At 48.4% G+C, this 11723-nt stretch carries 10 protein-coding genes; 6 read left to right on the forward strand and 4 right to left on the reverse strand.

Annotation, left to right across the window (positions count from 1 at the left end; genetic code table 11):
- Positions 1–6: 6 nt before the first annotated feature.
- A complete protein-coding gene (locus XMA127_RS07155; RefSeq protein ID WP_173483986.1) occupies positions 7–990 on the forward strand; it encodes a quinone oxidoreductase in 984 nt (327 codons plus the stop codon).
- A gap of 158 nt (positions 991–1148) precedes the next feature.
- Here XMA127_RS07155 and XMA127_RS07160 read toward each other — a convergent pair whose 3' ends face one another.
- The 3 genes from XMA127_RS07160 to thiB are packed head-to-tail and all read right to left on the reverse strand — an operon-like array spanning position 1149 to position 4340.
- Positions 1149–1763 (reverse strand): ATP-binding cassette domain-containing protein, encoded by a 615-nt coding sequence (locus tag XMA127_RS07160; RefSeq protein WP_173483985.1) that lies wholly within the window; start codon positions 1761–1763, stop codon positions 1149–1151.
- On the reverse strand, positions 1753–3315 hold the full coding sequence (locus tag XMA127_RS07165; RefSeq protein WP_173499069.1) for an ABC transporter permease subunit: 1563 nt from the start codon (positions 3313–3315) through the stop codon (positions 1753–1755). The genes XMA127_RS07160 and XMA127_RS07165 overlap by 11 nt, the downstream gene beginning before the upstream one ends.
- A 23-nt stretch (positions 3316–3338) precedes the next feature.
- On the reverse strand, positions 3339–4340 hold the full coding sequence (thiB, locus tag XMA127_RS07170; protein WP_173483983.1) for a thiamine ABC transporter substrate binding subunit: 1002 nt from the start codon (positions 4338–4340) through the stop codon (positions 3339–3341).
- 188 nt (positions 4341–4528) lie between these two features.
- Here thiB and XMA127_RS07175 point away from each other — a divergent pair, with 188 nt between their 5' ends.
- A complete protein-coding gene (locus tag XMA127_RS07175; RefSeq protein ID WP_173480983.1) occupies positions 4529–5191 on the forward strand; it encodes a phosphotransferase family protein in 663 nt (220 codons plus the stop codon).
- 17 nt (positions 5192–5208) lie between these two features.
- On the forward strand, positions 5209–5547 hold the full coding sequence (locus XMA127_RS07180; RefSeq protein ID WP_371731435.1) for a HopJ type III effector protein: 339 nt from the start codon (positions 5209–5211) through the stop codon (positions 5545–5547).
- Between the two features lie 238 nt (positions 5548–5785).
- Here XMA127_RS07180 and XMA127_RS07185 read toward each other — a convergent pair whose 3' ends face one another.
- Positions 5786–7357 carry a bifunctional GNAT family N-acetyltransferase/carbon-nitrogen hydrolase family protein gene (locus XMA127_RS07185; protein ID WP_173483982.1) on the reverse strand — a complete coding sequence of 524 codons (1572 nt, stop codon included), beginning with the start codon at positions 7355–7357 and terminating at the stop codon, positions 5786–5788.
- 111 nt (positions 7358–7468) lie between these two features.
- On the opposite strand from XMA127_RS07185, the gene XMA127_RS07190 reads away from it, so the two are divergent.
- The 3 genes from XMA127_RS07190 (at position 7469) to XMA127_RS07200 (ending at position 11668) form a co-directional block, all read left to right on the forward strand.
- A complete protein-coding gene (locus XMA127_RS07190) occupies positions 7469–8968 on the forward strand; it encodes a trehalase family glycosidase (RefSeq protein ID WP_173483981.1) in 1500 nt (499 codons plus the stop codon).
- Positions 8969–9023: 55 nt separating this feature from the next.
- A complete protein-coding gene (locus XMA127_RS07195; protein WP_173483980.1) occupies positions 9024–10421 on the forward strand; it encodes a mannose-1-phosphate guanylyltransferase/mannose-6-phosphate isomerase in 1398 nt (465 codons plus the stop codon).
- Between the two features lie 74 nt (positions 10422–10495).
- Positions 10496–11668 carry a nucleotide sugar dehydrogenase gene (locus XMA127_RS07200; RefSeq protein WP_173483979.1) on the forward strand — a complete coding sequence of 391 codons (1173 nt, stop codon included), beginning with the start codon at positions 10496–10498 and terminating at the stop codon, positions 11666–11668.
- Positions 11669–11723 lie beyond the last annotated feature (55 nt).

Consider the following 11723-nt stretch of genomic DNA (forward strand, 5'->3'; position numbering starts at 1 on the left):
TTAATAATGAGCGAGACAGTTAAAGCGATTCGAATTGAGCAGAATGGCGGTCCAGAAGAGATGAAGTTGGTTGATGTCGAACTTCCTGAACTGGGCGAGTTTGATGTGTTGGTTCGTCATGAAGCGGTAGGCCTTAACTACATTGATGTCTACTTCCGTACCGGTCTCTACCCGCAAGATATGCCAGGCAAGATTGGCATGGAAGGTAGCGGTGTGGTTGAAGCAATTGGCTCAGGTGTGACCTATGTCAGCGTCGGTGATCGAGTGGCTTACGCGGGGCAACCTCTTGGCGCCTACAGTCAAAAGCGCGTGATGCCGCAGGATACGTTGATTCAACTACCAGAGAGCATTAGCTTCGAGCAGGGTGCTGCTATGATGCTGCAAGGTCTTACCGTTCAGTACCTTCTGAATGACAGTTACAAGGTGCAGGCGGGCGATACCATCCTGCTTCATGCTGCAGCAGGCGGTGTTGGTTTGATTGCTGTACAGTGGCTTAAGGCATTAGGTGCGCGTGTTATAGGTACGGTCGGCAATCAGGCTAAAGCGGATTTGGCTAAGAGCTTTGGGTGTGATGAGACGATCATCTACACCGAAGAGGACTTTGTTGCTCGTACTCGTGAGCTGACGGACGGTAAAGGGGTGCAAGCGGTCTATGACTCTATTGGTAAAGATACCTTTATGCAGTCACTCGATTGTTTAGCACCGCGTGGCACGATGGTTTCGTTTGGTAACGCAACCGGTGCGGTTCCAGCGTTCGAGATTGGCATGTTGGCGGCAAAAGGGTCCCTTAAAGTGACTCGCCCGACACTGATGACCTATGTTCATGATCGTCCTATGTTGGAGAGTATGGCCAAGGATCTGATCGCGCGCGTTGAATCAGGGCAGGTGAAGATTGAAGTCAATCAGCGTTACCCCTTGGCTGATGCAGCGCAAGCTCACATCGATTTGGAGTCGCGTCAAACGACCGGTTCAACGGTGTTGTTGCCTTAAAGAGCATCGCGGCCTTTTCAAGACCGCTCCAACAGCTCGAAGTGATCTGTTGGAGTCTTATCGAAGATGAGGCGAAATAGGTGTCAGGCTAAAGCCAGACACCTCTAGGAAGGTAATCGCGGCCTTGTTAAGACCGCTCCAACATTATTTGGTGCTAGTCACACACTCTTGATTTCACACCCCAATCGCTCAGCTTCGCTGCGCTGGTGGGTCACCATAATCAACATCTTCTGTTGTTCGGTTAATTGTCTATCGATCCAGTCCAAAACCTTCTCCTTAGTTTCGCTGTCTAAGCCTGTTAGAGGCTCATCCAGGACAATAATCGGTTCAGGACGCAGTAGGGTTCTGATGATGCCAATACGCTGACGTTGCCCGCCAGAGAGCTGATTAGGCATCTTGTTGAGATAGCCGATCAGATCCAGTTCTTGCATCGCCTCTTGGATGCGTTTGTCCGGATTTTGACGTTTGTCCAATCCCAATCTCAAGTTCTGCTGGATGGTTAAGTGTTCAAAGAGATTATCCTCCTGAAACAGCATCGCGACTGGACGCTCTTCAGGAGGCTGATCAGTAATGACCTGATCATTGAAGCGCACTTCACCTGATTTAATCGGTGCAAAGCCGGCAATAGCCAACAGTAGAGTTGTTTTACCAATTCCGCTTTGGCCAAGGAGAGCGACTCTGGATTGGTCAGGGACCATCAAGTCGTAACAGTACTCCCAATCGGGGTAGCTGACTATGAGGTTGTTGATCTGCAGGCCAAGGTTATTGCTCATGGTGAACACTGCGCTCCAGTAGAATTAATAGCAGGTAGCAAAGTCCCAACAGAATGACCGATGTGATAGCGGCCTCTGACATACGATAGGTACCAGCAAAGGTGTAGATCAGCCAGGGGAGGGTCGGTGATTCATAACTGCCAAATATAGCAAAAATGGAGACATCACCTAAGGCCAACAGAAGTCCCAAAGAGAAAGCGGCTAGTAGTGAGCGTCGAATAAACGGGTAGATGATGCGCACTCTCTCCAGCGGTGTGAGTTTTAAATTGCCTACTAGTTTTGCATATTGCGAATCAAATTGAATGAATCTTGGGCGTAGCTGGCTGAGCAAAAAGGGTAGCAGAACAAAGGCGTTAAGCAGTATTAGCATCAGTGTGGCGTAAGTCTCGAGTAGCCCACGGCTGATCAGCCAAATGTAACTACCGGTCGATAACACCAAGGCTGGAGCGACCAGTGACTGATTGGCTAACCAACTGAATAGCGTCTCTTGTATCGGCTTAACTTGTTGGGCTGCTTTTCTGATGGGTGTCAGCAGTGCGATGGCGGTGAGAAGTGCCAACAGTGATGCGCTTAATGCGATGAGCAGTGAGACGCCCATTGCTTTCAACATGGCAGCGTAGGGGTAGTTAATTAGTGCCTCTTGATTGAGTGTGATGAACAGTGCAATTAACGGCCCTAATAGATAGACCCACCCCAGCAGGTAGAAAGCCAATTGAATAGGCACTTTTACCCCTTGCTCTAATCGATAAGCAGGCTGCTCTCGAGTGGAACCGAGCCAGTTCACTCTGCTGGCATAGATCAGGGCAAGATAGATAAGACCGGCTATCGCAAACTGCAGCCAGGCAAGGGTTAGCGCCTCGTTGAGGTTGAAGTCGTATTTAAGGGCTTGGTAGATGGCCAGTTCTAAGGTGGTGGCTTTAGGTCCACCGCCGAGCGTTAATACGATCGCAAAACTGTTAAAGCAGAGAATAAAGATTAAGCCCGCCAGTGTTGCGACCTGGCTCTTAATAGCAGGCCACTCAATGTGTCGAAGGCGTTGCCAAAAACTGAACTTAAGCTGGTCGGCTAATTGCTCTCGGTTTAAAGGGATAGAGCTGTAGCCCTGATAGAGAATACGAACGGCTAGCGGAAAGTTCAGATAGATATGGGCAATTAAGATTCCATTGAGGCCAAAGAGTTTCCACTCTTTTAACAGATCTATAAATGGCGATTGCGGTCCTAGCAGGTTGACGATGCCGGTAATCAATATGAGTGATGGCATCACGAACGCCAGCAGTGAGAGTCTTAGAAACTGATCTCTACCAGCGGGTCGCAAACGATGCAGGGCTCTTGCGATGGGTATTGCCAGTAGAAGAGAGCCCAAGGCACTTAACAGGGCTTGGTAGAGGGTAAAACTTAAAATGTTTTGTAGGTATGTGTCTTGTAACAGCTCGGGGGTGAATCGGGTCTCTTCGAATCCGATCAACCCCCAAAAGGCGAGCACCGTCAGAGAGAGGGTGCCCAGATAAGCAACCGCACTCATCAGTGGGGTGAAAGTGCGGCCTAGTAACATCAGGATTGGTTCACGCGATCGCTTTATTGTGAAACAGCGGTACGCCACTCACGAATCCAGCGAGCACGGTTTTCGGCCAATTCGTCACTGCCAAGTTTGATCTGCTGTGGGGTTACCAACTGCTCAAACGCTTCTGGTAGCTCTACATTATCAATAACCGGTAGCATCCAGTTGGTCACTGGTAGGATCTGCTGCGCTTCGTTTGAGATTAGAAACTCAAGGAACTGGTTCGCTAACTCAGTTTGATCGCTGTATGCGCTGATCGCGGCTACTTCAACTTGTGCTACGTGTCCGTCTGTAAACTCTGCGGCTTTGTACTGATTCTTACCTTCAGCAACAACGTGGTATGCAGGCGATGTGGTGTAACTCAAAACGTAGTCAGAACCGCCCTCTAGGAACAAACTGTAAGCTTCCCACCAACCTTTGGTGACGGTAACGGTCTGCTTAGCTAGATCTGCCCATGCAGTCGCCGCTTCCTCACCGTACGCTTTATTAACCCAGGTCATTAACCCCTGGCCTGGCGTTGACGTACGTGGGTCTTGGTAGATAACTGAGGCGTCGGAAGCTAAGAGTTCAGCAAAGCTTGTTGCTGGCGCTTGGATCTTTTGCGCGTCATAAATGAATGCAAAATAGCCGTAGTCAAAGGGTACAAACTGATTATTGTTCCAGTTTAAGTCGCTGGTGATCTTTGAGGTGTCGACGCTGTGAGATTGAACCAGACCCAGTTGCGTAGCTTCTGTCATCAAACCGTTATCAAGGCCAAGCAGTACATCGGCTTGGGTGTTGGATTTCTCGACACGTGCGCGATTCAGAATGCTGACACCATCCTCTGCTGCGACGAAATTAAGAGTACAACCACATTGTGCTTCAAAGGCTGTTTTGAGCTGAGGGCCTGGACCCCACTCAGAGACGAAGCTGTCGTAGGTGTACACGTTAAGTTCGGGCTTATCGGAAGCGACTGCCGCAAAAGAAGCCGTTAACATTGCACCGGCAACAGATAATTTGAGTGTGGTTGCTGAATCCATCAAGAAACTCCTGTAATTTAAAAAACTTAAACATCCATTATTAAGTTAGGCGTTGAATGATACTAAGTGAGCTAGAGGCTGTCATTGCATCTAGGGCGGTTTCGGGAAGTTTGTCGCAATTAATTTCAGACAAAATTCCTTTGAACAGTCAGATAGCACCTCTTGATACGTCTGCTACGCGTCATAGGATGTATCTACTTGAGGAAAAAGGGGAGCGGTTTGTTGTTAGGGCAGAACCTGACAAAGAGACCCTCCCAGGGGTGGACCCGTTTCGTGAGCGAAACATTCTTGATGCCATCGCTCATTTTCAATGGTCCCCTAAGTTAATGATCAACGAGCCTCAGCAGGGTGTGTTGATTATGCGTCACGCAGGAGAGTGCTCAGGCGTGCTCTCATCGGCTCAAAAAACGGTTCTATTGAAGGCTATCACTGAGATGCAGAGCCTTACTGAACTGCCCATGTTAGATTATGCTGCGCTATTTCAGCAGTATCGAGACGAGTTGCGTGATTCAGGACATCAACAGTTAACTGATGAGACTGAGCAGCAACTACTCTCCCTTCCTAACATGCCTAGGGTGTTAGTTCACCATGATCTTCACCCGGGTAATATTTGCTGGCAGAATGGCGACGCCACCATTATTGATTGGGAGTACGCAGGCGTTGGAATCGCATGGTTGGATTACGCGGTGTTAATTCGAGATCTAGGCTTTACCGCAAGTGAGTTGATGCAGTTGCCTCTGTTGAACGCTTTTGACGAGCAGGCGTTAACCCACTGGCTGGCCCAATCAATTCAGGTGGTCGATCAGCTTGAGATGCTCTGGTCACATTATAAATCACAGGTTACAGGTTAAGGGTAATTAGAATGAACATGAATGAATTATTGGAACAGATTAAACAGGCACCTGAGAGCGTAGAGTTCGCTGAGGTGATGGCGGTTATTGATGCATCGTTTGACCATAAACCTTCTGCTTTTGTAAACGGTGATCTAGAAAACTCAGCAGAGCAAAACCAGGGCTCGGCTAAGATTTTGAGCTTTGCTAAGCTGAATAATCTTTCTGAATCAGAGACGCTGGCCTGTTTTGGTACTTACTACCGCGATGATGTGTTGGGTAATCCTGAAGGAACCGATCACGGCAATATTCGTAATTTCATGAATTCGGGTTGGGCTGGCGTTCAGTTACCTGAAGGTGTGTTGACGGCTAAGTAGGCTAATTCGCCTCATCTTCGATAAGGCTCCAACAGGTTGCGTCGAAACATGGCTGTTCCTGTTGGAGCGGTCTTGAAAAGGCCGCGATGCTCTCCTTCAAGGTTTCTTGCTAAGCTTGACACCTGTTCGCCTCATCTTCGATAAGGCTCCAACAGGTCGCTTCGCCCTTTGGGCTAGCTCCTACAATAAGGTTGGCATGTTGGAGCGGTCTTGAAAAGGCCGCGATGCTCCAACAAGTTTATTCACTCTCTTTCAGCGCATCGGTCGCTTTTTTCCGCAACACCAAAGAGTAGAGGTCGGTTCGACGGTCCTTTCCGTTGGTCACTGACCCTTTCTCCCTGACGTCGTACAACGAATCCAAGTTTAAATCGGCTATCAGTGCCATCTCAGTATTAGGTGTACTCTCCGCGATGATCGCATCGTGCGGGAAGGCGAAATCAGACGGCGAATAGACAGCCGACTGAGCATATTGGATATCGACATTGTGTACCTGCGGTAGGTTGCCGACACTGCCTCCGATGACAACATAGATCTCATTCTCAATAGCGCGCGCCTGTGCACATCGCTGTACTCTAAGAAATCCGTTCTTTGTATCTGTCCAGAAAGGGACAAAAAGAATGTCGATGCCCTCATCACGCAACAGTCGACCCAACTCAGGAAATTCAACGTCGTAACAGATCAGAATACCGATACGACCCGCATCAGTATCAAAGGCCTGCAGTGTGTCACCACCCTCAATGACCCAGTCACGACGCTCGTGCGGTGTGATGTGGAGCTTCGGTTGCACCTCTATGCTGCCATCACGACGGCATAAGTAGGTATTGTTGTAGAGAGTGTCACCTTCCAGTACCGGGATGCTGCCCGAGATGATGTTGATGTTATAAGCGACGGCAAAGCCAGAGATCGCTTCAATGGTTCTCTCGGCATAGCCTGCTAGGAATCTGATCGCCTCATATTGATTCTCTTGATTGCCGAGCCCCATGAGCGGGGCGTTAAAGAACTCTGGGAACATAATGAAGTCGGCCGTGTAGTCGGCCATAGAGTCGACAAAGTACTCAACCTGGGTTAACCAGTGTTCAAAGGATTCTGTGGTGCGCATCTGCCACTGTATGGCGCTGACGCGAACGGATCGTTTTCTGAAGTTTTCGGCTTGCAGAGACTCATCTTCTGGTTCGTAATCGATGTTGATCCACTCCAGCAGAGTCGCGAACCCTTTAGATCGCTCATCCTCTGGCAGGTAGTTTCGAAGAATACGTTTCACTTCAAAGTGGTTAGCAAACTGGAAACTTAGAATGGGGTCATAAGCCTCACGTTTGCGCACCGCTTCGATGTACTCTTTAGGCGTCATCTCTTCAGCGTGCTTGTAGTAGTTTATGATGCGCCCACCCGCTAAAATTGATCGTAAATTCAATTGGATACAGATCTCTTTTCGAGCATCATATAATCTTCTGCCCAATCGATATTCACGATAGTCTGGGTGCACAAATAGGTCCAAACCGTAGAGTGCATCGCCTTTCTTATCGTGTTGGAAGGTCTCACGTCGACCGATCAAATCGTCGTAGGTGTGGGCTCGAGTGAAGCGGTTATAAGCACATTGAACAGAGAGCGCGCCAGCCACAATGGTGCCGCGATCTTCAATGACAATTTGCCCTTCAGGAAACTGTTTTAGAAGAAGAGCAAGGGACTCTTTTGGCCAACTGCCACCCAGATCATCGTAGACGCGATCCATCAACTCGACCAGTTGATCCAGATCGTCCAGGGTTAGGTTGCGCAGTTTCAGTTGAAGATCTTTCGGGTTTTCGTAGCTCATAAAGGTCTCTCGAACAAATTAAGCACTGTTTAGATAACTTAAGCATAGACCTGTTATGGGTTTTCTCGAAGTTTTATTTACAATGGCGTTTGTGATTATTGGAGGGATACTGTGTCATTGCCAACCCCACCGGACGCTATGTTTCCGGAACTCTTTCTTGCCGTTCAACGTTCAGGCCTTTTTCCTGACTCTAAAACCTTTGTTGATTTAGTGCCTAGGGCCTCAGCTGATGAAATAAACCAAGCATTCATAGAGTGTAAGAGTGAAGTGGGGTTTGAGCTGGCTGACTTTATTCCACGTTTCTTTAAGCGAGAAACCCTTGAGTCATCGGCATCAGAGCGGGGGAGTATCAATCCTCATGAGCACATCGAACAGCTCTGGACTCTGCTCAAGCGCCCGTCTGATCAGCATGTCGAGGGCAGTAGTTGTATCCCGCTGCCTAATCCCTACATCGTGCCGGGTGGGCGGTTTAATGAGATCTACTACTGGGATAGCTACTTCACCCAGCTGGGTTTAGTAGAGTCAGGTGACGTGGAAACTGTTCGCCATATGGTGGAGAACTTTGCACATCTTATCGAGACACTCGGTTTTATACCCAACGGCAACCGAAGCTACTTTGCCACACGAAGTCAGCCACCGTTTTTTGCTTTGATGGTCGATCTGCTAGCGAATCAAACCGATGAATCGGTATTGGCTGAATTTCTACCCCATATGATGCGTGAGCATCTTCTCTTCTGGATGGATGGCGCTGCAAAACTCTCTGTTGGTGAATCCAATCGTCGTGTTGTTATGACCGAAAAAGGGCCATTGAACCGCTACTGGGATGACGCCGCCACACCGCGTCAGGAGAGCTTCAGAGAGGATGAGTCGCTTGCTAAGGCTTCTGATAGGGATGAAGAGACCCTGTATCGAGATCTAAGAGCGGGGGCTGAATCGGGTTGGGACTTCTCATCTCGATGGTTCAATGGTGAGGATCTCGGTTCCATCTCAACGTCAAACATTATTCCTGTGGATCTTAACTCGCTATTGGTCATGGTAGAACGAGTGATTGCCAAAGCGGCCACGATAAAAGGTTTACCAGAACTGTCGAGCCATTATGAACAGTTGGCTAAGCAGCGTGCCGATGCGATTGAATACTACTTCTTTAATGACGACCTTGGCTGTTATGTCGATTTGGACCTAGATGGGTTTAAACAGAGAGACCATCAGTCACTGGCGATGAGTTTCCCGTTATTTGCTGGTATTGCTTCACCACAGAGAGCCGCTTGCGTCGTTGCTAAGTTAAATGAAGAGTTTTTAAAACCGGGCGGTTGGGTAACGACCAATGTTGAGTCGGGTGAACAGTGGGATTCGCCGAATGGCTGGGCCCCTTTGCAGTGGATCTGTTTTCAAGGGTTGAAACAGTACCAGTTTGATGAGTTGGCAGAAGAGGGCGCTAAACGCTGGCTGGCTACTCTAGATCTTGTCTTTAGCCACACGGGCAAAATGTTGGAGAAGTACAACGTTGTCACTCCCGGTGAGATCGCCGGTGGCGGTGAATATGCCGTTCAAGATGGTTTCGGTTGGACGAATGGGACTTATTTGGCACTAAAGCGCGCAATGGAGACTTAATTTTGGCACAATCATTGCTTAGTGTTTTGGATAGATCATAAAAGGAATGGATTAAATGAAAACTGTAATTATGGCCGGTGGCTCCGGTTCACGTTTATGGCCACTGTCTCGCTCCCTCTATCCGAAACAGTTTCTAGCCTTAGCAGGACAACAAACCATGCTGCAGACAACGGCTTCACGTGTGGACGGTATCAGCGATGGAAAGCCGTTGGTGATCTGTAATGAGGAGCACCGCTTCATCGTTGCAGAGCAGATGCGTGCGATGGATACCCAGGCCGATATTCTTTTAGAGCCAGTCGGTCGCAATACGGCACCGGCCATTGCATTGGCTGCACTGCAAGCACTGACGTCTGAAGATGACCCTTTGCTACTGGTGTTAGCGGCGGATCATGTCATTGAGAATGTCGAGGTTTTCCAGCAGCAAGTGAACAGAGCTAAACCCCTTGCTGAAGCGGGTGCCCTAGTGACCTTTGGTATTGTCGCCACGGGTCCTGAAACCGGCTATGGCTATATTCGTCGAGGCGCTGCTGAAGCAGAAGGTTATCAAGTGGCGGAATTCGTTGAGAAGCCGGATCTTGAGCGTGCGCAAGCCTACGTAGATTCGGGTGACTACTACTGGAACAGCGGTATGTTCCTATTCAAAGCCTCACGTTACATCGAGGAGTTGGGTAAACACCGCCCAGATATCTTAGATGCTTGTACCGCTTCATTAGAAACTCTTACTCCGGATCTAGATTTCGTTCGCATTAATGAAGAGGCGTTTAAAGCCTGTCCAGATGAGTCGATCGACTATGCGGTGATGGAGAAAGCCGACAATGTTGTTGTCGTGCCAATGGATGCTGGTTGGAATGATGTGGGGGCCTGGTCATCGCTATGGGAAGTTACCCCTAAGGATGGCGACGGTAATGCCGTCAGTGGTGATGTTATGACCCACAACACTCAAGACTCCTTGATCAAATCGACCAGTAAACTGGTTGCGACTGTCGGTGTTAAAGACATTGTCGTGGTCGAAACCAAAGATGCTGTACTGGTGGCAGGCAAAGATCAGGTACAAGACGTTAAAAAAATTGTAGAGCGTCTAAAAGCTGAAGATCGCAGTGAGTATGAGCTGCACCGTGAAGTCTACCGTCCCTGGGGTAAATACGACTCCATCGACAACGGCGAACGTTACCAAGTTAAGCGTATTACAGTGAAGCCGGGTAATAAACTCTCGGTTCAGATGCACCACCACCGTGCTGAGCACTGGATTGTTGTGTCGGGAACAGCGCGTGTCGGGCGCGATGATGAAGAGATCATGCTAACCGAGAATGAGTCGGTCTATCTTCCGGTAGGCTGTGTTCACTGGTTAGAGAACCCAGGCAAGATCCCACTAGAGTTGATTGAAGTTCAGTCAGGTTCTTACCTAGGTGAAGATGATATTGTCCGTTTTGAAGATCTCTACGGCCGTTCTTAACGCATTTGTAATTTGAGTGTGTGACTCTAGCTAGCTGTTAGCAGAGTGACAGACTTAACGATTAGGATTTTTATATGACAAAGATAGCGGTTGCAGGCCTAGGTTATGTGGGCATGTCCAACGCCGTTCTTTTGGCTCAACATAATGAAGTGACAGCCATAGATCTTGATGAGAATAGGGTAGCACTGGTCAATGACCGCAAAGCGCCTATTGAAGATACTGAACTTGAACACTATTTAGCCGAAAAAGCGTTAAACCTGGTTGCGACAAAGGATCCGGAAACGGCGTATGCAGGAGCTGAATACGTCATTGTTGCGACACCGACCGATTACGATCCGGTGACTAACTTCTTCAATACTCGCTCGGTTGAAGCGGTGATTTCAGATGTCATTCGCATTAACCCTGAAGCGACGATCGTCATTAAATCAACCATTCCTGTCGGATACACTCGAAATCTGCGTGAAGAGTTCAACTCACCGAATATTATCTTTTCGCCAGAGTTTTTACGTGAAGGTAAGGCGCTGTACGACAACCTATACCCATCACGTATTGTCGTGGGTGAGCGTTCTGATCGCGCTGAGAAGTTTGCTTCTATGCTTGTCGAGGGAGCACTTAAAGAAAATATTGATACCCTCTTTACTGGTAGTACCGAAGCTGAGGCGATCAAACTCTTTGCCAATACCTATCTTGCGATGCGTGTGGCCTATTTCAATGAGTTGGATACCTACGCGCTTTCACACGGTTTGGATACGCGACAGATCATAGAAGGGGTAGGGTTAGACCCGCGTATCGGCACGCACTACAACAACCCAAGTTTTGGTTACGGTGGTTACTGTCTGCCAAAAGATACCAAACAGCTACTGGCTAACTACAACGACGTACCCAGTAACTTGATTGGTGCGATCGTTCAGTCCAACACCACCCGTAAAGATTTTATTGCGGACTCTATTCTTAAGCGTAATCCAAAGATTGTTGGCTTGTATCGTTTGGTGATGAAGTCTGGATCCGATAACTTCCGCGCATCTGCCATTCAGGGGGTGATGAAGCGCCTAAAGGCAAAAGGCATTGTGGTCGTTGTTTACGAGCCAGTGCTTGAAGAGGATCTGTTCTTCAACTCCATCGTTTACAAAGACTTGGATGCATTCAAAGCCGATGCGGATGTGATCGTCTGTAACCGGATGGATGAAGAGTTAGAAGACGTTCTTGATAAAGTCTTTACCCGCGATATATTCAATAGCGACAGTTAGTTTTTAACTAATAAAAAAGGTGGCCAGCTAAATAGCTCGCCACCTTTTTTGTTGT

This window comes from Marinobacterium sp. xm-a-127, from assembly GCF_013283425.1.
GTDB lineage: Bacteria > Pseudomonadota > Gammaproteobacteria > Pseudomonadales > Balneatricaceae > Marinobacterium_E.